Source organism: Rothia sp. HMSC069C01 (assembly GCF_001814655.1).
GTDB lineage: Bacteria > Actinomycetota > Actinomycetes > Actinomycetales > Micrococcaceae > Rothia > Rothia dentocariosa.
The window spans coordinates 81,120-104,264 of record NZ_KV817391.1 but is presented as its reverse complement, the minus strand read 5'-3'; the positions used below and the strand labels follow the sequence as shown (position 1 = coordinate 104,264).

At 54.0% G+C, this 23,145-nt stretch carries 11 protein-coding genes and 1 pseudogene; 10 read left to right on the top strand and 2 right to left on the bottom strand.

Annotated features, from left to right (window positions below; genetic code table 11):
* Window position 1 precedes the first annotated feature (1 nt).
* The 10 genes and pseudogenes from HMPREF2981_RS05070 (at window position 2) to HMPREF2981_RS05020 (ending at window position 17,785) form a co-directional block, all read left to right on the top strand.
* A complete protein-coding gene (locus HMPREF2981_RS05070) occupies window positions 2-1,768 on the top strand; it encodes an MDR family MFS transporter (protein ID WP_070661316.1) in 1,767 nt (588 codons plus the stop codon).
* A 140-nt stretch (window positions 1,769-1,908) separates the two neighbouring features.
* Window positions 1,909-2,862, top strand: a complete 954-nt coding sequence (locus HMPREF2981_RS05065; protein WP_070661313.1) for a phosphoglycerate dehydrogenase — start codon at window positions 1,909-1,911, stop codon at window positions 2,860-2,862.
* Window positions 2,863-3,390: 528 nt separating this feature from the next.
* Window positions 3,391-4,386, top strand: coding sequence for an ABC transporter permease (locus HMPREF2981_RS05060; RefSeq protein WP_013398417.1), 996 nt, complete (start codon window positions 3,391-3,393; stop codon window positions 4,384-4,386).
* Window positions 4,383-5,456 carry an ABC transporter permease gene (locus HMPREF2981_RS05055; RefSeq protein WP_070661310.1) on the top strand — a complete coding sequence of 358 codons (1,074 nt, stop codon included), beginning with the start codon at window positions 4,383-4,385 and terminating at the stop codon, window positions 5,454-5,456. The genes HMPREF2981_RS05060 and HMPREF2981_RS05055 overlap by 4 nt, the downstream gene beginning before the upstream one ends.
* A gap of 5 nt (window positions 5,457-5,461) precedes the next feature.
* Window positions 5,462-7,576, top strand: coding sequence for an ABC transporter ATP-binding protein (locus HMPREF2981_RS05050; RefSeq protein ID WP_070661307.1), 2,115 nt, complete (start codon window positions 5,462-5,464; stop codon window positions 7,574-7,576).
* Between the two features lie 241 nt (window positions 7,577-7,817).
* Entirely contained in the window at window positions 7,818-9,533 is a 1,716-nt protein-coding gene (locus HMPREF2981_RS05045) for an ABC transporter family substrate-binding protein (protein WP_070661304.1), read from the top strand.
* 383 nt (window positions 9,534-9,916) lie between these two features.
* Window positions 9,917-11,635, top strand: a complete 1,719-nt coding sequence (locus HMPREF2981_RS05040; RefSeq protein ID WP_070661301.1) for an ABC transporter family substrate-binding protein — start codon at window positions 9,917-9,919, stop codon at window positions 11,633-11,635.
* A gap of 362 nt (window positions 11,636-11,997) precedes the next feature.
* A complete protein-coding gene (locus HMPREF2981_RS05035; protein ID WP_070661298.1) occupies window positions 11,998-13,716 on the top strand; it encodes an ABC transporter family substrate-binding protein in 1,719 nt (572 codons plus the stop codon).
* 259 nt (window positions 13,717-13,975) lie between these two features.
* Window positions 13,976-15,691, top strand: a complete 1,716-nt coding sequence (locus HMPREF2981_RS05030) for an ABC transporter family substrate-binding protein (protein WP_070661295.1) — start codon at window positions 13,976-13,978, stop codon at window positions 15,689-15,691.
* A gap of 387 nt (window positions 15,692-16,078) precedes the next feature.
* Window positions 16,079-17,785: pseudogene (locus HMPREF2981_RS05020) on the top strand (ABC transporter family substrate-binding protein).
* A gap of 116 nt (window positions 17,786-17,901) precedes the next feature.
* Here the strand turns inward: HMPREF2981_RS05020 and HMPREF2981_RS05015 are convergent.
* Window positions 17,902-19,983, bottom strand: a complete 2,082-nt coding sequence (locus HMPREF2981_RS05015) for a glucose PTS transporter subunit IIA (RefSeq protein ID WP_070661289.1) — start codon at window positions 19,981-19,983, stop codon at window positions 17,902-17,904.
* 464 nt (window positions 19,984-20,447) lie between these two features.
* Window positions 20,448-23,009 (bottom strand): HAD-IC family P-type ATPase, encoded by a 2,562-nt coding sequence (locus tag HMPREF2981_RS05010; protein ID WP_210398817.1) that lies wholly within the window; start codon window positions 23,007-23,009, stop codon window positions 20,448-20,450.
* Window positions 23,010-23,145: the final 136 nt, after the last annotated feature.

Below are 23,145 nucleotides of genomic sequence, written 5' to 3'. Positions count from 1 at the left end.
AATGACGTCGCACTCAGACAAACCCGCTGAAGCCACCACGGCTGAAGCTAGAAAACATCAAATAGCGCTCATGTTCTCCGGCTTGGTCATCGTGATGCTCATGTCGGCACTGAACCAAACCATCCTCGCACCCTCACTGCCGACCATTGTGGGCGAACTGCATGGCGTGGAGCATATGAGCTGGGTGATTGCCACCTTCATCTTGCTCTCCACCATCACCATGCCGGTGTACGGCAAACTCTCCGACCAGTTCGGGCGTAAACCCTTCCTGATTTTTGCCATCCTCTCCTTCATGACGGGATCTATCATCGGCGCGCTCGCTCCCGATATGACCTGGTTGATCGTCGCCCGTGCACTCCAGGGAGTCGGCGGTGGCGGCCTCATGATTCTCTCCCAATCCGTGGTCGCAGACGTGATCCCCGCCCGCGAACGCGGTAAATATATGGGTATTATCGGCGGCGTCTTCGCCTTCTCCTCGGTCGCCGGGCCGCTCATCGGCGGGTGGATTACCGAAGGCCCCGGCTGGCGTTGGGCATTCTGGCTCAACCTGCCGCTTGCCGTACTCTCAATCTTTGCCGTCATTTTTCTGCTCCCACACACCGCGCTCAAAGACCGCGAAAAGCGGCAGATCGATTACCTGGGCAGCATTATTCTCATGGCTGGAACCAGTGCGCTCGTGCTTGCCACCATCTGGGGCGGCAACCAGTACGCCTGGAACTCCCCGCAGATTATTGGGCTTCTCATCGCATCCGCCGTCGCGGCCCTGATCTTCATTCCGGTTGAAAACCGCGCCGCAGAGCCGATCATGCCCATGTACCTCTTCACCAACCGCAACTTCCTGCTCACCCTGGGCGCCTCTCTCTCCCTCGGTGTTGCCATGTTCGGTGCCGTCGAGTACATCCCTACCTACCTGCAAATGTCCCTGGGCGTGAGCGCAACCGTGGCGGGTCTGCTCATGATTCCCCTCATGGGCGCCCTGCTCGTGGTTTCCATTATTACCGGACGGCTGGTCTCCGCACGCGGCAAATACAAGGCATATGTGGTCACCGGTACCGCACTCGTGGCGCTCGGGCTCTACCTGATCTCCACCATCACCCCGAGCACCCCCACCTGGATCTTCTGCAGCTATATGGCGGTCATGGGCGCGGGCCTGGGCATGTCGATGCAGTTCCTCACCCTCATCGTGCAAAACGCTTTCCCCGTCACCGTCGTAGGAACCGCTACTGCGGCAAACAACTTCTTCCGCCAGGTCGGCTCAACCGTGGGTGCATCACTCGTGGGCGGCCTGTTTACCTCACGCCTGAGCAGCCTGCTCAGTGAACGCATGCCCGCGCAAGCAGTAGCCTCGGCGGGGGAACATGGAACCTCCTCCCTGACTCCCGAGCTCGTCAGCCGGATTCCCGAGCCGATTCACGGCATTATCGTGAACGCCTACAATGATGCCCTGATTCCGCTTTTCCTCTACCTGGCACCACTCGGTCTAATCTCCGCGATTCTGCTTCTCTTCATTCGTGAGGATGCGCTCGCCACCACCATCGAAACGCACACCACCACCGATGTGGCGCGTTCGGCAACCGGTGCCATTGAGGTAATCACGCCCGAAATGGCAGCGAAAGATGCCGAATGCCTGAAGAAAATGCAGGGTGGAGCACGCACCGTGATCGACCCGGAACTTGCCGGTAGCGCATCCGATGCACCGGCGAAAACCGAGCCTCGTGCCGAGGGCCGAGAGGACACCGGCAAGCCTTCGCACGGAACCAAGCCCTAACGGCTTCTTAGGTAACCCTATACAGTTATTCCCCTCGCACGCTATGCTGGAGGGGAATAACTGTTAACCCCCTCACACGGGACGCGGGTCGCCTTCGTTGCTGAACGCCAGCCCGCATGCACCATTCCACAGGAGGACCCATGAAGATTCTGATCCCTACCTCAATTACGCTCGACGAAGAGAAACTAGGGCTTGAACCCGGCGATACCGTGCGGCATTACAACCCCACAGAACCTATTGCCGAGGAAGATACCGACGCCGAAGTTCTGATTGCCTGGGCGAATACCGCCGATCAGCTCGCGGACTCCGCTCGCCGCATGAAAAATGTGGGGCTTATTCAGGCGCTTCTTGCGGGGCCGGATGCGGTGCGCGCGGCGGGATTCACCCCAGATGCCGCCATCTGTGCGGGTGTGGGTCTGCACTCGAAGACCGTTGCGGAACATGCGCTCGCGCTGACCCTGAACTTCGTGCGTTTCTTGCCGACGCTGGCGCAGGCAACGGTCGAGCATCGTTGGGCTGAGGAGCTAGGTGGTGCACAGGAACTTCACCCGAAAGACCAGGTCACAACCCTGCTTGATGCCAATGTGCTCGTGTGGGGCTTCGGCTCGATCGGGCAGGAGACAGCGCGGCTCTTCAAGGCTTTCGGTGCGAACGTAACCGGCGTTGCACAGAGCGCGGGGGAGCGCTCTGGATTCCCGGTGATTGCAACCGAACAAATCGATGAATACCTGCCGACTACGGATATTCTCGTGATGGTGCTTCCCACCAGCGATTCGACCTTCAAGGCACTTGATGCCCATAAGCTGCAGCTGCTGCATAAGCGCGCCTACCTGATTAATGTCGGGCGCGGTACCACTGTTGATGAGGATGCACTCGTCGCCGCCCTAAACTCCGGCTCGATTGCGGGCGCTGCGCTGGACGTGACGGCAACCGAACCGCTCCCCTCCGATTCGCCCCTGTGGGATGCGAAGAATATCGTAATCACCCCGCATGCCGCCGGTGGGCGCCCCGTAAATCCGGAGGAACTGATCGCCCACAATATTCGTGCTTTCCGCACCGGTGCTGCTGAGAGCGAGTACCGTAACCGGTTCTAGAATTTTCACGAACGTAGAAAGTCACGTGTAAAAGAGATACATTCTCACCCCGTATTCTGTGATGTAATTCATAAATCACAGGACACGGGGTGCTTTTGGTATGAAATTCATAAAATTTTTTTTGCCGTAAATCCCGACAATGTAAGTTAGGACCTACTTATTTTAGATGTTGGTTTTGCTCCTGTTTACATGGTTTTTCGTGGATTTTTTGGGGTCTGGAGAGGGTTTGAGGCGTTCTGGAAAAATATGACGCCACAAATCTTCGGTGTGTGTAAATCTTTCGTAACTTTTTGCCAAACCTTATTTTGATAGTGATACCGGGGATGCCGCCTCTCAACTCCTCGCAGCACCCCGCAAAATGGTGCTTGTCGGCTGGTTTTAAGGCGATGTGGGTTTGGTGGATACCCGAATGTAAATATAAGATAAAGGAACTACGCTTCTAGTGACTGTAGTCACTGGATTATCCGATGACGGAAGCTGTAACACACATGCCTACGAAACCAGAATATCTAGGAGGGGAACCGCCCCATGTTTAGGTATATCCTCCGGAGGTCGCTCACTTACCTTGTGATGGTTTTCTTAACCACGACTATGGGTTATTTTGCGGCTGTTACCACGCTAAAACCTGCCCTTTTGGAGCAGGAAAAGGTGCCGCGCCCCTCGCCTGAACAGGTGAACCGCACTCTCGCATCCCTCGGACTCGACCCCGAAATGAGTGCGTGGGACAGGTACATTCAATGGCTGACGAATGTTGTCACTAAATTTGATTGGGGACGCAGCCCAAACAGCGGATATATCAATCAGGAATTCGGTCAGCGTCTGTGGGTTTCTACCAGATTGATGCTCGCGGCGACTATTTTGACCATTATTATCGGTGTGGCGCTGGGTGTTTACTCGGCAGCGCGTCAGTACAAGTTTTCCGACCGGGTTATTACCGGTTATTCCTATCTCGTCTATATTATTCCCGCCCCTGTAGCATACTTCGTGGTGCAGCAAGGAGCGACCGCCATTAACAACATTGTGGTTGAAAACGGCGGCGAAAAGATTTTCTATGTGACCGGTATTTCGACGCCCGGTGTAACAGGCTTCTGGGATACCACCATAGACATGGCGGCGCACTATGTGGTGCCAACCTTCTGTATGACGATTTTCGGATGGGCCAGCTATCAGATTGCTCAGCGGCAATACCTGCTCGATAACGTGAACGCAGACTTCGTGCGTACCGCTCGCGCGAAAGGGCTCACCCGTAACCAGGCGATTACCCGCCACGCCCTGCGTGTGTCCTTTATCCCGGTGGCACAGTCGATTGCATACACCATTCCCACCATTTTTGCGGGTGCCTTCTTCGCGGAGTCCGTGTTTGCATGGCCCGGCATCGGTAAATGGTCTATTGATGCGATTGGTCAGCAGGATGTGAACGCTGCGACCGCTACTCTCGCCTACGGTTCCGTGCTGTTCGCCATCGGTGCCATTATCGCCGATATCGCGACCACGATCGTCGACCCCCGAGTGAGGATCTCATGAGCCAGGTAACTGAAACAAGCACGGTACCTGTCGTGCAGAATGGTGATTTTAAAGTTCTCAATAAGAACGTGATTATCCTCCGCCGCTTCTTGCGCAACAAGGCTGCGGTGTTCGGGCTTATCGTCTTTATCTGTGTGGGGCTTTTCGGGTACTTCGGCAAATATGTTTCTAAGTACTCCGCAACCGAATCTGACTTTATGACCCTCGGCGGTGAAGGTCCCTCCGCAGAGCACTGGTTTGGCACCACCGTGGGCGGTAACGATCTTTTCGCCATGATGAGCGAAGCTGTGTGGACCTCAATGGAAATCGGCCTGGTCGTGGGTATCGCCACCGTCATTATCTCCGCAATTTACGGTTGTGTGATGGCGTACTTTGGTGGCTGGATCGACAGGGTTATGCTCTTCCTCTTGGAAACCATGATTATGGTTCCCTCACTGCTGATTCTGGCGATTTTCATCAACGGTCAGATCGGTAAGCAGATTCAGAAGACCGTTCCCACGTGGATTGTGCTCTCCTCTGTGCTGATTGTATTCGGCTGGATGGGCCCTGCCCGTGTGATTCGTGCAATGGCGCAATCCCTGATTGGGCGCGATTACGTGAAGGCAGCACGCTACATGGGCGTACATCCCTTCAAGATCGTGCTGCGGCACCTCGTTCCGAATATCGGCTCGATGCTCGTTCTGAACTTCACGACCGGCATCATGATTGCTGTGCTCTCTGAGGTTGCGTACTCCTTTATCGGCATTGGTATTACCTACCCGAACTACTCGCTGGGGTCGTTGATCTCCGATGCTGCACAGCAGCTTAATACCCTGCCGCATATGTTCTGGTTCCCCGTTATCTTCTTCTTCCTGCTGGTGGGGCCGCTCTCGCTCATGAATGATGGCCTGCGCGATGCCTTCGACCCGACTTCCATGTCGGTCGGTAAGATCAAGAAGTCAAAGAAACCTAAGAGCCAGAAATCGGCATCTAAGATCGAAGACGCGCAGGCTCAGGAAGCCGACGCTGCAGCACTATCAACCGCCCCCAAGACCGATGCTCAGGCATCCGCCCAGAATGAGGAGGCATAAAACTCATGAGCACTTCTCCCGTTCTGAGTGTTAAAGACCTGCACGTTAGCTTCAATACCGAAAACGGTGTTGTACATGCGGTGCGCGGCGTTGATTTTGACCTTTACGCCGGTAAAACCCTGGGTATCGTTGGCGAATCCGGTTCGGGTAAATCCGTGGCATCTATGGCGATTATGGGGCTTCACCCCACGACCGCCGATATTACCGGATCTATCCAATATAACGGCACCGAACTGCTGGGTCTGAGCGATAAGGAAATGTGCCAGTACCGCGGCAAGCACATCTCCATGATCTTCCAGGATCCGCTGTCTTCGCTGACTCCGGTGTACACTATCGGGGATCAGATTGCCGAAGTCCTCAAAATCCACAATAAGGGTATGAGCAAGCAGGCGATTAAGGATCGCTCTATTGAACTCATGCGCTTAGTGGGTATTCCTTCCCCCGCCGACCGTCTGCGTTCTTTCCCGCATGAGTTCTCCGGCGGTATGCGCCAGCGCATCATGATCGCAATGGCAATTGCCAACGATCCGCGCGTGCTTATTGCGGATGAGCCTACCACAGCGCTTGACGTCACCATTCAGGCGCAGGTGCTTGAGGTTATGGATAAGGCGCAGGATGAAACCGGTGCGGCGACTATCATGATTACCCACGACTTGGGTGTTGTCGCTGGTATGGCCGATGACATTCTGGTGATGTACGCGGGTAAACCGGTAGAAATCGCTAAGGCTGAAGACCTTTACAAGTACCCCAGCCACCCCTACACCATCGGTCTGTTGGGCGCGGTTCCTCGCGTGGATCGCTCGCAGAAGACCTCTTTGGTGCCCATTGAGGGTACTCCGCCGAATCTGCTGTACCCGGTGGATCACTGCTCGTTCCGTGAGCGTTGCCCCGTCGCCAAAAACGGCGGTCAATGCTGCAAGGACGATGCCGGTGAGCCCGAGCTCGCTCCGCTCAAGGGCGCTGGTGAAGGGCACTACTCCTCCTGCACTATCTCGCAGGACCTCATCAGTAAGACGGCCGAAGAACTCTATACCGTTCCTGAAACTCCCGTCTCGAAGTTCGACAGCACTCCGCGCGAAGATCGCGCGCCGGTACTTGAAGTGCGCAACGTGAAGAAGCATTTCCCGCTCATGAAGGGCTCCCTCATGAAGCGCCGCGTGGGTACCGTAAAGGCCGTGGACGGCGTATCTTTCGATATTCGTGAGGGTGAATGCTTCTCGATCGTGGGCGAATCCGGGTGTGGTAAAACCACCACGCTGCTGGAAATTATGGAGTTCAGCAAGAAAACCGATGGCGAGATTCTGATTAACGGCGTCTCTACGCAGGATCATAAATCTGTCAGCGAGCTTCTTGAACTGCGCAAGAACCAGCAGATGGTTTTCCAAGACCCCACGGGCGCCCTCGACCCGCGCTTTACCGTCTACGAGATTCTTGCCGAGCCCCTGGAAAACCAGGGCATGAAGCGTCCGGATATTAAAAAGCGCGTGGTTGAGCTGATGAAGATCGTGGGTCTGCAGCCCGATCACGTGAATCGCTTCCCGAACCAGTTCTCCGGCGGTCAGCGCCAGCGTATTGGTATTGCCCGTGCGCTTGCCGTAAACCCGAAACTTGTGGTGCTGGACGAACCTGTCTCGGCATTGGACGTTTCCGTTCAGGCGGGTGTGATTAACCTGCTTGAGGAACTCCGCGCGAGCCTGGGGCTGAGTTACCTTATGGTAGCGCACGACCTCGCCGTGATTCGCCACGCTTCTGATCGGGTTGCGGTTATGTACCTGGGGCGCATCGTCGAGATTGGTCACGTGGATCAGGTCTTTGATAACCCGATTCACCCGTATACCAAGGCTTTGCTGTCGGCTATTCCCGTGCCAGACCCGGAGGTTGAGGCTAAGCGCCAGCGCATCATGCTGGATGGCGACCTGCCCACCCCGGTCAATGCCCCGGTAGGATGCGGCTTCTCCAGCAGGTGCCCCATCTTCAAGCTGCTTCCTGAGGATAAGCAGAAGCGGTGCCTGGAGGAAAAGCCCGAGGTTATCACGCTTGACGGCGAAGACCACGGTTACGCTTGCTACTACCCGGATGGTGCAGACCTTCCCGATGTAGCGCTAGAGTCGGTTTCGTAGAACCGCATGTGTGTTGCGGGGGTGATTCTCATAGGAGAATCACCCCCGCAACGTTTTAAAGAGATAAAAATTTATATTATGCGATAAAGCGAAATAGTGATATGAATTACCAGTATTTGAGATTGCAGGAAATAAATTCCCGCTCTGTAATTCCATGAATACAATTAAGGTGTATCAAACGCCGCTACCACGGGCGGTAGCGCTAGACTGTGCGTTTGTCGGTGATAGAAAGAATACGCTCGTGAAAGCTCACTCCACTCTGAACCGCCGCACCCTGTTCGCAGGTGGTGCTGCGCTGGGCACCGCTGGTATGCTTGCGGCTTGTTCCGGCAAGAACGGTGGTTCCGGCTCTACTCAGGCTGCAGCAACGGCAGGTGCGAATATCGCAGACCTCGTGAAAATTAATAAGCAGGATGTTTCTGCCCTCAAACCTGGCGGAAAGCTGCGTCTGGCGGTTACCAGTTTGGGACCAAATTTCAATCCTCTGCATACTCAGGGCGCCGTTGGCGATAATACTCGTGCTATTTCTTCGTATAATTCTTTGCTCACGAGTGGTCTGTGGCAGCAAGATTATGAAGGTAAAACTTCGCCTAACCCCGACTTCTGTACCGAGTTCACCTCTGCAATGGAAAACGGCAAACAGGTTTTGCATATCACGTTGAATGAGAAAGCAAAGTTCAACGATGGTACCCCGCTCGATATTGAAGCGCTGAGAGCGACTCATAAAGTTCTTTCAGACAACAAGACTTATCAGATTCAGAGCACGGGTTTGTACCCAAATATTGAGTCAATCGAAGAAGACGGCAGTGCAACCCGCGTGAAGGTCACGATGTCGAAGCCTTCATACCCGATTGCCAGCCTCTTCAGCTATGTGGTGCATCCGAAAATGACGGATACCGATTTCTTTGCCAATGGCCTAGTGGATAAGCCGAATTCCGATTATGCGGCAGGGCCGTTTAAGGTTGCCGAAGGCGGCTGGAACTCAACCGAGAAAACGCTGACCGTCACACGAAATGACAGGTGGTGGGGCGAAAAACCGGTTCTCGAATCCATTACGTTCCGTCTGCTCGATACCCCTGCGCAGCGTTCCGCCTTTGCCAATGGCGAGCTTGACGCCGTAAACGCTAACGTCGTGAGCGTATACAAGGAACTGGAAAATGTTAAAAATGCCGAGTTCCGCCAGGGCCAGCGCCTCTTTGCAGGCGGTGTGGTGATGAACCCCGTCAAAGTTGATACTCCGCTTCGCCGCGCCATTATGGTGGGCTTGGATCGTAAGGCGCTTTCCGATACTCGCTTTAAGGGTTTGCCGTTCAACGAGGCCCTGCCCGGATCGAGGATCCATATGCCGTTCTCGGAGTACTATGCCGATAGTATGCCGCAGGCAGCCGATCGGAAGGCTGCGGCCGCTAAGATTCTTGAAGAGGCCGGATACGCTAAAAACAGCGATTTCTATGAAAAGGATGGAAAACGCGCGAAAGTAGTGGTGAACAACTTTAGTGAGGATAACACCATAAAATCTCTGGCGCGTTTCCTCTCTCAGCAGCTTCGTGATCTGGGCATTGAGAGCGATGTCGATCAGCAGCCTGCTAGTAACTTGGGTAAGGTGATGTCTGCCAAGGAGCACGAACTGAGCTTCATTGGGTACAGCGTAAGCAGCAACGATGGTACTGAAGGCACCAAGCAGTTCTACTCCCGCGAAGACAACGATGGGGCTGGTTCCGAAGAGATTGACGCCATGATTGAAGAGCTCTTCTCCATTGAGGATGCTAAAGAACGTAACCTCAAGTGCAACGAGATCGAGAAGAAGCATATGGAGGAATTTGCTACGAGCAGCGTCTTCTACAACGGTCCGCAGATCGTATGCTGCCAGAAGAACCTGGCGAACTACGGTGCGTTTCTCTTTGATGATCCGCAGTACAACCCTTCGGCGTGGTCGCGCATCGGATTCACAAACTAGTCTGCTGAGCTATAGCCCCTAGAAATTAGGGGAGCGTTCTACAAATATGTATAAGGCGCATCCTGCATTCCCTCGTGGGGGAGTAGGGATGCGCCTTGTCTGTGCCCTCATAGCCACACATGATATTCAGTAAATATTCTGGATTATCGTAAGTTATACTCATTATTTCCTGAAAAATAAGAAAATATACACTCAAATCCTGTGTAAATATGCATAAAAATATGTAATTTACAACACATTATTACTGTTTTCCTTACCCTTTGCGTGAGGTTTGGTGTATGGTTCTGGGTATAGATACTTTATGCATTACACTGCATAAGTTATCTCAAAGTCTCTGAAACACCAAGCCCATCGCAGGGCGCATACACGTAAGGAAACACATCATGAGCATCAGCAAAACCCCAGCAGCGTTCATTCCTCATGCACTGACTCGCCGGTCTCTGCTGGGCGTAGCTGCGGCAGCTGGAACCGTCGGTGTGCTTTCCGCATGTGGCGGCGGTGCGAAGGACGGAAAAACTACCGCTCCCGGGCAGGGTGCAAACCTTAAAGACCTCTACGACATCAATGCTCACGAGGTTTCTGAGCTGAAACAGGGCGGAACCCTGCGGCTGCCGGTCGGGTCAATGGGGCCAGATTTCAACCCCCGGACTACGTCGGGCAATATGACCGATACCCAGACCATCATGAGTACTATTCATGATGCAGGCTTGTGGACCCTAGACTTTGACGGTACTAAGACCCTCAGGAAAGAATATGCCCAGTCTTTCACCCCCGGCAAAGAGGGTGAGAAGGTTATCGTCAAAATCGTGCTGAATCCTCAGGCGAAGTTTAACGATGGAACCCCGATCGATGTGAAAGCCCTGCAGGCCACCTGGAAAACTCAGCAAAAGGCTGACGGGGAATACAATATTGTGGCCTCGGATATTTATGGATACGTTGAAAGCGTGGAAGCCGAAGAAGATAACTTTCACGTGAAGGTGACATTCTCGAAGCCTTTCTACCCCTTGAACGCCCTATTCACCTTTATTTTGCATCCGGCGCTGGAAGACCCTAAGGCCTTCAATGAGGGCTTTGTGGATAATCTGCATCCCGAGTGGGGCTGTGGACCCTTCACGATCAAAGACGGCGGCTTTAACTCCTCCGAGAAGACCGTTACGGTGGTGCCGAACGATAAATGGTGGGGCGATAAGCCCGTGCTGGAGAAGATTATCTTCCGGCAGATGGATGAACCAGCGAAGAAAGCGGCCTTCAAGAATGACGAAATCGATGCTGCGGCTGCAGGAACCGCCTCTGCCTACTCCGAGTTTAAGGCGGTGGCAGGCACGGAACTCCACAAGGGAGTGCGCCTGCATGTTTCCGGTATCGATGTGAACCCCCGGCGGGTCAAGGATGCCGCCGTGCGGAAGGCTATTTTCTATGGGCTTGATCGGGAAGCCCTCGCCAAGATTCGGTACCAGGGCTTGCCCTATGAAGAAGAGATACCCGGATCGATGCTCCACATGCCTTTCTCGGAGTATTATCAGGACGCGTTCCCCAAGGTAGAGGGCAGTCCCAAAGATGCCATCAAGAAGGTGCTTGAGGATGCCGGATACACTAAAGACGGCGAGTTCTACGCGAAAGATGGGCAGCAGATTCACTATAAGATCGTGATCTTTGGCGACGATCCTGTTGATAAGGGTATGGCTCAGACCTTTACGCGGAATATGAAAGAAGCCGGGCTCAATATTGAGGTCGATCAGCATCCTGAAGGCGATTTCGGTCGGGTCTTGGGCAACTGGGAGTACGACATTACGTTCGCGGGATACGAGGCGAACAACCCCGATGCTACGGTCGCCACCCAACAGTTCTTCCACTCGTCCAATAGCGACGGTATCGGCAGCCCCGAGATCGACGCCATGATCGAGGAAATGCTTCTGATTGAGGACGATAAAGAACGGAACCTCAAATGCGACGAGATCGAGAAGAAGCATACCGCCGAACTTGCCTTCTTAGGATGCGCCGCTAACGGTCCTCACTACGTCTTCACGAAGAAGGGTCTCGCTAACTATGGTGCGTTCCTGTTCAAGACCATCGACTGGACTAAGGTTGGTTGGGTGAAGTAGTTTTGCTCGCTCTCTGACGGGTGGGGTGGGTGTTATGCACATTTGCACTCACCCTAACCCGGCGAGCAGATAATATTTTGTCGAGCAGATAACAACCCGCTATCTGCTCGACAAAATATTATCTGCTCGCGCTTTATCGCATTTGCGGATAAAAATTAGTTTTATTCTAAAAAAGCGAATATATGACGGGGGAGAATCTACAGGTTTTACACGGTAGAAAATTCCGTAGATTGGTAAGGCACGAAAACTATTTGCGGTGGGGTAGGGGGTTCTGTACTATAAAAGCAACATTGTTGTATGTGCCTTGAATCATAGGTGATGTGTCACATCGTATAGACTCGAGGCAGTAAAGGAGAATCCTCATGAACGTTCAGAGAACCTTCAACCGCCGCACCCTGCTGACGGGCACTGTCGCCCTGGGAAGTGTTGGCTTACTGGCTGCGTGTGGCGGTTCAAAAGATGACAAGCTAAGCGGCAAAGCAGCTTCTAGCGCGGAAGAAGTTGTCAAGAATCTGCAGATTAACAAGCAAGACTACTCTTCACTGAAGAAGGGTGGCGAACTGAAACTTTCCGTAAGTGCTTTGGGCCCGGACTTCAACACCATGACTCAGAGCGGCTATACCACAGAGAACCTAGCAGCTTTTGGAGGCCCTTGTAACATACCAGCCGTTGTTGGTTTTTATAATACGGACCCTGCAGGCGAACGCTCTATCAACAAAGATTTCTGTTTGGAACACAAGATGGAGACTAAAGATGGGGTTCAGACCGTAGAATTCAAGATTAACCCCAAGGCGGTCTTTAATGACGGTACTCCTATTGACGTTGAAGCAGTCAAGGCATACTGGGAGATCTATAAGGGTGGCGGAGACTCAGGCTACAACATCATCCCCAACCCTTCATGGGAGCAGATGGAAAGTATTGAAGCTGTCGATGGTGACAAGTTCCATGTAAAGATCACTCTCTCAACTCCATACTATCTATCGGATGACCTGGGTACGTTTGCTACACATCCTGCTCTTGTCGATAAGAAGCTGTTCAACGATGGTTTTGTCGATAAGCCTATGGATCAATACTGGGCTGGTCCTTTTAAGGTAAGTAACTGGAACTCTTCTGAGAAGGTTATTACTTTGGCTCCGAACGATAAGTGGTGGGGCGAGAAGAAGCCATTGCTGGAGAAGATTATCTGGCGGCAGATGGGTATCGATTCTCTTCGGGCTGCGTTTAAGAACGGCGAACTGGATGCCGCAGGATTTACTGATGCTGCAACCTATAGCGCGGTTAAGGGGCAGAACGGTACTGAAATTCGTTCAGGTCAGAATACTGGCGTGCAGAATTTGCAGTTTAATGCTACTCGCGTTACAGATCTGGCGCTTCGCCGTGCTGCTTTTGCGGCGGTTGATCGTTCTCAACTGGCAGATGTTACCTTTAAGCAGGTTGGCTGGGAAGAACCAATGCCCGGGTCTATGCTCGCTATGCCTTTCCAGAAGGGGTATGAGGATAACGTTCCGAAGGATTCGGGAGCAGATGCCGCCAAGAAGATTCTGGAAGAAGCAGGCTACACCATGAGCGGTGACTTTTACCAGAAGGACGGTAAGACTGCAGGATTCTCGATTACTACTTTCGGTAGTGATACCGTCACCCAAGCAAAATTCCAGCGAATAGAGCAACAGCTTAAACAAGCCGGTATTAAAGTAACCAACGATAATCAGCCAGAGTCGAATTTTAACTCTGTCGTGGGTACGAAGAGTTACGATTGTACGCTTTCCGGTTGGGCTGTAGGCGCGAATATGGCAGATAGCCCCCAGTACTTCTACACCAAGGATATTAACAACGGTGTGGGTGACGACGAAATCGATAAGCTGATTGCTAAGATTTCGGCAACTGAATCTAAGGATGAGCAGATTAAGCTTGCCAACCAGGTAGAGAAGCTCCACATGGAAAAGGTTGCTATTTACTTGCCCTTCGCTAATGGTCCGAGCTACTCGGCTGTGAAGAGTAAGCTGGCAAACTACGGTCCTCGCTTGTTCCAGACAAGTTATACAGATGCTAATCTATGGGTCAATGTAGGCTGGCAGGAGTAGTCTTTAGCGGCTCATCAACGCGGGTGCCTACCTCACAATATATTGTGAGATAGGCACCCGCGTTATGTTTATCGTAGGTGTTTATTTTCTAAAAGTTTCCTTAAAGCCTTCATAATATGTTTTGTATCATAGATGCGTCTCACAATGGGTTATACTAAAAGCATCTTTCACCCCTGGGATACCTCTAAATCCCCAGTGGGTGACCATTTCTGGAAGGTAGCAGTGGCGCTTCTTCCTAACCCCTCTTAAGGAGAAAATCATGAAAATACCTGTGTCGAGACGCAACTTGCTTATGGGAACAGTTGCCCTGGGAACTACAGGCCTGCTGGCTGCGTGCGGAGGCGGTAAATCCAATAAACCGGGCGGCGCTGCCGCTACCGATTCTGCAGATGTTCTCTCGCGTGTGAACGTGAATAAACAAGAGTACTCTTCGCTGAAGAAGGGTGGCGAGCTGCGCCTCGTCGTTACATCGTTGGGACCAAACTTTAATACCCTAACTCACACCGGGTACACAACCGCAAACCTGGATGCCATCAATGCCTGTAACATCCCCTCGGGCGCTGGCTTCTTCAACGTTGACTATAACGGAGATCTAAGCCTCAACTCGGATCTGTGCCTGGAACATAAGGCGGAAACCAAAGACGGTAAACAGATTATCCGCATGAAACTTAACCCCAAAGCAAAGTTTAACGACGGCACCCCCATGGATATTGAGGCGGTGCGCGCATGCTGGACTCTCTACGGAAAGACCACCGAAGAAACCGGGTACGAACTCTTTGAATCTGAAGCATGGAAACTCGTTGAATCCATCGAAGAAGATGGCGATAAGTTCTCAGTCAAAATCACGACTAAGAGCCCGTACTATCCGGCAGAAAGTCTGTTTGCTACCGCAGTGCATCCGGCGCTGACCGATAAGGAACTTTTCAATCAGGGCTTTGTGGATAAGCCTCTCGACCAGTACTGGGCAGGCCCGTACAAGGTCGCAGAAAATGGTTGGAATTCTGCGGAGAAGACTCTAACCCTTGTGCCAAACCCGAATTGGTGGGGCGAAAAGAAAGCGCTTCTGGACCGTATTGTGTGGCGTGAAATGACAGCCGATGCTATTCGTGCGGCCTTCAAAAATGGTGATGTAGACGCTACTCAATTCACCGGAAACAACACCTATGCCGAGCTCAAGGGGCAAGCGGGTACCGATATTCGCGAGGGTCAGCTTACCGGAGTACGCGATGTGCACCTGAACCCCAAGCGTATTACTGACTTGGCATTGCGCCGTGCGATCGCCGCAGCTTTAGACCGCGCTCAACTGGCGAACGTTATGTTTTCTCAGCTTGGCTGGAGCGAGCCGATGCCCGGCTCTATCGTCTTTATGCCTTTCCAAAGAGGGTACGAGGATAACTACCCCAAAGAAACCGGTGCCGATGCCGCCAAGAAGATTCTGGAAGAAGCCGGTTATAAGCTCAATGGCGATATTTATGAGAAGGACGGTAAAAAAGCAGAATTCTCTATCACCTACTTCGGTGGTGAGGCCACGACTCAGGCCCTGGCACGTAGTTTTGCCGAGCAAATGTCCCGGGCTGGAATCAAGGCGAATACTGATAGTCAGCCGGGTTCAAATTACACCTCGGTCATCGGCTCAAAATCTTACGAGGCGTTGCTGGGCGGTTTCGGCACCAGTCTTGATCCGGCAGAGTCTGCTGTTTCCCTCTACCATTCCGCTAATAACGACGGCGTGGGCGATCCCGAGATTGATAAGTTCTGTGAAGAGCTTCTGACCGTCGAATCAAGGGAAGAACAGCTCAAGATGACCAATAAACTTGAGAAGATGCACCTTGAAAAGGTCGTGATGTACCTTCCTTATGCTAATGGTCCGGAATATTATGCCGTCAAGTCTAAGCTGGCCAACTATGGACCGAGCCTTTTCAAAACAAGTTACACGAGCGCCGATTACTGGATGAACGTGGGCTGGCAGGAGTAGTCAATCTTGCAGCATTGTTGAGCCGAAGTGCCCCTGACCGATATGCGGTTGGGGGCACTTGCTTTTGCTGGGCTGTTTTCTGAAAGATACTAGTAGTCGCCGAGATGAAGCCCTTGAGGGTCTGTGCTGGTCCTATGTAATTCCAACCAGTGAAGGCGGTATATACCTCCGCCGCCGACAGCCACCGGCAAGATCAGCGTGGCGAAGATCAAAAGATGAAGGGTGTTGCGAAAGCTCATGAAACCACGTGAAATAAGCTCAAAAGGCAGGATAGCCGGGATATAATTAAACAGAGATGTTTCACTGTTGTGCATCCGGTATGTTTTACCCATCCACGGCGAACTAGCTCACCCGGCACAGATTCTCCCCGGAACCTCAGGAGCTTCGATGAAGAACGTATCTGTCACCCGCAGAACCCTGCTCACCGGTACTCTCGCGCTCTCAGGAATCGGCGTGCTCACCGCCTGCCAATCCGGAACCAACGCTTCAGAACTGCCCGGCTCGGGCTGGGGAACAGACTCTCAAGAAGCAACAGCAACCAATCCGCGCGATAGAGCCGAGTTGCGCGAAGGCGGCAGCCTCAACCTGTCATATCCCGCTATTGGACCAAACTTCAACATTACCTCTGAATCCGGGTACGGAATCTCAATGCTCACTATTCACACGGCCGTGAACTCGGCGGCCGCCACCGGAGGATGGATAAGCGACTACGCCGGGAACCTCACCACCAACCCCGACTACGTTACCGAGTTCAAAGCCGAAACCGCGCACGGTACACAAAGCATCAGCATCAAGCTCAACCCAAAAGCCACGTTCAACGATGGAACCCCTATCGACATTGAGGCACTGCGCACCACCTGGGAAATCCTGCGCGGCAAAGACGGCGGCGGCAATGACTACCGAATACACGACGGGGGAGCCTGGAAACAGATAGCCTCCATCGAAGAAGCAGGCGACAAACACACCATCAGCATCACCATGAAAACCCCGTGGTACCCAGCCGATGGAAGCCTCTGCATCTTCCTGCACCCGGCGCTGAAAGACCCCGAGCTCTTCAACAACGGCTTTGATAAACCCCTTGATAAATACTGGGCGGGACCCTACAAAGTTCAAGAGTGGAATACCGCCGAAAGATACCTGAGAGTCGAACGAAACCCAGCGTGGTGGGGCACACAGCCTCTTCTTGATAGCATCACCTAGTACGAGATAGAAGACAGCGCCGAGGAACGCGCATCCTTCAAAACCGGAGAACTCGATGTTGTTAACGTGAGCACCGTGAGCGCCTACAACGACATCACGAGTGTTGCAGACATCGAAATTCGCCGCGGAATGGCGCTCTACGCGGGCGTTTTACAGCTCAACCCCCGCAAAGTTCCGCTGCCCATACGCCAGGCCGTGGTTGCCGGAATCGACCGCAAACAGATTCAGCATATACGTTTCGGACAGCTTGGCTGGAAAGAAACCCTGCCCGGCTCGCTCTGCTTCCTACCGCTCCAAAACGGGTACCGCAACAACTATCCCAGCAGATCAAGCATCGAAAACGCCGTCAAAATCCTTGAGAAAGCCGGATACACTCGCGCGGGTATTTACACCAAAGGCGAAGAAAAAGCCGCCCTGACCATCACCAACTTCACGACCGAGCCAACGGTGGCTTCCATGAGCAACTTCATGATGGAACAACTCAAGCGCATGGGGATTGACGCCAAGGTTGAAACCCGTCCAGCCAACGAATATAGCACTGCGCTCGCCGCTGGCGACTACGATGCGGTTTTCACCGGGTACAGTATCACCCCAACCCCCGTGGAGGCGGTTAACTACCTGTACGCTTCCGCCGCGGAACGCTGGAGCACCGAAGAAATCCGTAGCATGGCGGCGCAGATGCTGGGAACCGAGGATACACACCAGCAGCTGGAACGCGCCAATGCCATTGAGCAGAAGCATCAACAGGATGTTGCCACCTATATTCCGCTATACAACGGGCCCAACTATCTTGCGGTGCGCAAGAAACTCGCCAACTACGGCCCCGCGCTCTTCGCAGCGCCCTATTACGACCCCAATGTGTGGATCAACGTGGGGTGGAAGAAAGAATCGTAATACGAAGCGGGGGGGGGGCTTAAGAGGCTCCGCCGCCATGACTAAACAATGGAAGAATACACAAAAGCCCCGCATGCAGTTCAGCTGCACGCGGGGCTTTTGCCGCATCGAAAAACCTACTTGGTGGTCACCTTCAAAACGGTGGATGCGTTATTTGCATTACCCACAACGCCCTCAACCGAGGCGAACTTGCGGGTATTGGTCACAATCACCGGAGTGATGAGCGGGTAACCAGCCTTCTTAATGACCGCAGGATCGAACTCGATCAGCGTATCGCCAGCGGCAACTTGCTCGCCCTTCTTCACCTTGACGGTAAAGCCTTCACCATCGAGGTTCACGGTATCCAAACCGACGTGCACCAAAAGTTCCACGCCGTTATCCAACTTGAGGCCCACCGCGTGACCGGAGGGGTAAGTAGCTGCGACTTTACCCGCCGCAGGTGCAACCACGGTGGTGCCGGTCGGCTCAACCGCAACACCCTCGCCGAGCTTACCGGCAGCGAAAATCGGGTCTGGAACCTCGGAAAGCGCCACGGCCTTACCCTCTAGGGGAGAAGCCACCTCAAGAACGGTACCTGCCTCTAGAGCGGGTGCTGCAGCGGCAGTCGTAGCGCCTGCGGATGCTGACCCGGCCTGATCGGCGGAATCTTTCTTCGCCGATGCGCTTGCCGCCGCATCCCGTGCGGAATCTGCAGGAGCCTCGGCAGCCTTTGCAGCGTTCCTGGACTCATACCCGAAGAGCAGAACACCCGTCATTGCACCACCGAACGCAATTGCCAAGCCCAGAGCATACAGGGCGGAAGGCTGCATCGCGGGAATCGACAGGAGCGAGGTGAAGGCGAAAGCGTGCGACTTGACTCCCAGCAGCGAGATGGTGGCACCACCTACCACAGCCGGTACTAGGATGAGGGGAATAACCCGCTTGTAGCGCAGAACCACACCGTAGAGGGAGGGCTCCGAAATACCACCAAGCAGACCGGACATAGAAGCACCCACCGCAGTCTGGCGAAGCTCCTTATTTCGTGAAGCCCTAATAGCAACACCGGTGACCGCACCGAAGACAGCGAAGTTGTAAGCACCCATGGGGGACTGGATGAAGTCAGTACCCAAGGTCTGCAGGTTGTTAATCATCACGGCGTTCAGCGGCCAGTGCAGACCCAACGGAACCATGAACAGGTACAGACCCGCGATTAGCGCACCCACAGCTCCCGGAGCTACATCGTTAACATTCTTCAGGAAGTCGGAGATACCCATAGCCACGCCAATACCGATGGGGCCCACCACGAAAGCGGTTACGGGCACCAGAATAATAACGGAAATCATGGGCACGAAGACCATCTGCAGCATATTCGGAATGATCTTCTTCAACAGACGCTCCAGAGGTGCCAAGAGGGCAACCGCCAGCAGGGGCGGGAATACCTGACCGGTGTAATCATAGGCGTACAGCGGCAGGTGTAGACCCATAATGGATACGTCAAGCATCTTAGTAGCCGGGTCAGCAAGTTTGGTGAGGCTCTGGAAGGTGCTGGTCATCAGTGCCGCCGGAATAGCCGCACCAACCCACATATTCGCGCCCAAACGCTTTGCGGCGGTTGCGCCAAGCATAATGGGCATGAAGTTCAGCACCGACAGAGCGGCAGCCTTAAGGATGTACCAGAAAGCGAACTGCTTCATCCATTCGGCTTCGAGCGCCTTACCGGCGGCTTCATCGGAAAGTCGCGGCCCGTTCACAATATCGATGTTCACGCTCTGGCCGGTCAGGTCGGTGTATTGACCGAAGAAACCGAACTGCTGCAAGAACACGATCAGGGTCAGAATCATGGAGGTGCCCAACAGCGCCCACAGCAGGGGACGGAAGGAATCGGAGAGCACATCGAAGATATTGGTGAGCCAGCCAGCCTTCTTGCCCTCGGAAGCCTTCTTGGAACCAGCATTATCTTCGCCAAGGTTCGCCATGCCGGGCAGGGTCTGCATCTCGTTGTAGACCCCCTCAACACGGTCGCCGAGCACGACCTGAGTCTGACCGGACTGCTCAATGACCGAGAGCACCCCGGGGATGCTCTTAATCTGGTCCGTATTGACCTTGCTCCTGTCGGCGGGAGTTACGCGCAAACGGGTTGCGCAGTGCGTAAAGTGGGCGATATTCTCGGAACCGCCAAGTCCCGTCAGAATCTTCTCGCCAAGTTCGTGGTTTTTCACGTTGTTATCCTTGCACGGTGAATAGTGTGTTAGGGATGTTACCGGCGGCATCCTCAGAGCAAAACGCCCCGAGGGAAACAAAAAAAGACCCGAGCTGCATGCCGCCGTACCGTGATGCATTAAAGCATCGTGGGTATAACGATGAACCCTAGGGAATCTATTCCCTCAAGGGATTCAGCAACTCAGGTCTTGCCTGCCTTACCAGTAACAACCCTGTTTTCTATGGTTGTGTGATTCTAAGAATCACAATGTCTGCATGTAACTTTAGGCTTAAACCTGCGCGAGCGCAAGATGAGGTTTTGAAAGTTCAGAAAGTGTAAATTGTGCCGTTCAGGTCTACGGTGGGTATCGTCTTCCGGTGGGGCAGAGCATCCGAAAGAGGTTAAACGCCGAACCGGTGCCGTCCACTAGATGTTACGGCACCGGTTCTTAGACGACTGCTGAGGGGAAGATGCGATCTTGAGCTATTTCGTCGCGGAAGGGAAGAAGCTCAGTGAAGCCACCTCAAGCTCGGGGTAGCTGCGTTTCTGCCAGCGGCGACTACGATGCGCGTTCACCTCAATCAGCACGGCACCCAGTACCCCGGCGCCGATAGAGAGCATAAGAAGTTCCGTCGACGGCATCTCAAACTGGTGATACTTGACGAGAAGCGGTACCAGAAGGGCTGCAAAGAAGACACTCAGAAGCCCTCCGAAGAGAAGCATTCGTGCGGTATTGAGTGGGCGTGCTACCGCTGCCAGATTCCACAGCCCCATAATCACCAGGGTGATAAACGATGCCGTTTGAACCTGTCGTATATCCCCTTCCGGACGGAAGATAAACAGCGCCGCCAGGTTTACCAGAACCAGCATCGCCACCACGATAATAGAATTCGGAATCGTGTAATTCAGCACGCGGCGCAAGAATCCGGGCACGTACCGGCGCGAGTTCGGCAACAGCGCCAGCGCGAAGGAAGATGCGCCCACAATCAGGAAATCTGCGGTCGAGTATTGGCGGGGCAGGAACGGGAAGATCAGCCCCATTAGACCGAAGACCACACCCAGCAGGATCGCAAAGCCGGTCTTTGTTAGGAACAGGTTTGCCACCATTTCGATGTTCGCAATCACCTGGCGGCCCTGTTCCAAGGCAGCGGGAAGCGAAGAGAACTTGCCGTCCAGAAGCACCAAGCGCGAGACGGCTTTCGTTGCGGGTGCAGCGTTGCCCATCGCAATGCCGAGGTTGGCGTGTTTGAGGGCGAGCGCATCGTTAATACCGTCGCCGGTCATTGCCACGACGTGCCCTTGCTCTTTGAGCGAGATCACCATGTTCTTCTTCTGCTCGGGCGAAACGCGACCGAAAATATTGTGGGTTGCGGCGGCCTCGGCGAGTTCGGGGCCGTCTTCCGGCAGGGTAGAGGCATCAATCGCGCCCGCAGAAATATCCATGCCGGCGGTCTTCGCAGCTGCCTGCACGGTGTACGGGTTATCGCCTGAGAACACCTTGAGGGTTACGCCCTGGCGATTGAAATAGTCCACGATTTCGGGGGCATCGGAACGCACATTTTCGCGGAAAATCACGAAGAGCACGGGGGTGTGGTCGGCGGGAATGTGCTGCACCGGGTCTCCGTCATCGTTGCGTACCACGGCGGATGCATGCGCGAGTACCATCGTGCGCAAACCCAATGATGCGAGTTCACGGGCCCGCTCACGTTCCTCGGTGCCCTGGTTCAGCAGAGCCTCGGGAGCGCCGAGAAGCCAGGCTCCCGAAGACTTAAACTCGATAGCACTAAAGCGTAACGCCGACGAGAACGGCACAATGCCGCTGACCTGCTCGGTGGGTTCCTGCTCGAACCCGCCGGTGAGTGCTGCTGCGGTCGGGTTCGCGTTTTCATCATGACCGAACCATGCCAACGCCTGATCCCAGCCCTGCGGCAGGGATGCGCGCCACGCCTGATTTTCATCGGGTGCTTTTGCCTCGGCCGGAGTAGTCAGCGGACGTACCGAATCGAAAATCACGCCGCCCTCGGTCAGGGTGCCCGTCTTGTCGAAACACACCGTATCCACGCGGGCGAGCACCTCAACGGCGGGCTGTTCCTGCACCAAAATATTGTGTTTACGTCCCAGAGCCACAGCCGCCGCCGCGAACGCCAAGGTTGTCATGAGCGCCAAACCCTGCGGAATCATAGATGCTACTGACGAAACTACCGCAATAGCAACGTTCTCCCAGAGACCGTCACGATTGACGATCTCAAGGCCGCCTGCCGCGCGCACCTGGCCCCACAGCACGATCGGGATAATGATGGCAAGGCCGAAGGTAATCCACCGCACCACGCGGTCGAGCGCATCGCGAAGCTCAGACTGGATGCGCGAGAACTGACGGGCCTCATCGGAAATTTTACTTGCACGGGACTCGGAGCCCACCGCCGAGAGCAGTACGCGCCCGGTGCCGCCGAGCACGCTCGATGCCGAAAGCACCATATCGCCCGGACGTTTCGGAATCGGGTCATTCTCGCCGGTCAGCAGGGATTCATCCAGCTCTAGCGAGTCGGAGGTAAGGACCACCGCATCCGCAGGAACCTGGTCGCCGCGTTTGAGCACTACCACATCGCCCTCAACCAGGGACTCCATAGGGACCTCGATCATAGCGCCATCGCGCACCGCCGTGATCGGGGATCGGTCAAGCAGAGAGATACGGTCGAGCTCAAGCTTAGCCTTGTACTCCTGCACAAAACCGATAATCACATTCGCCACCACGGCGAACAGAAAGAGCAGATCAGCCCAACGCTGGTACAGAATCACAACCAGACCGCACAGCCCAAGCACCAGGTTAAATACCGTAAATAGGTGTGCCCGCATAATGCTCCACAAGGTGCGGGAAGACTTATTATTCTGAGCATTGACCTTACCGGCGGCGGTGAGCTTAGCAACCTCATCGCTGCTGAGCCCGTGAACAGCAAGCTCTTGAGAACCGCTGTGTGCCTGAGCAGAATATTCGGGAACATAACCGGAGGCTTCAGACAGCATTGTCTTGTGCTGGTCAGAACTCATGGATGGGGTACTCTCCTTCGTGGGGTAGGGGAAGAGTAATACATACGGTTTGGGCTGCACCCGGGCGAGTTCAGACTTCTTATCACAAGAAATAACCCTACGCCGGGCATTACTTTATTCTAACAAGTAACCATGG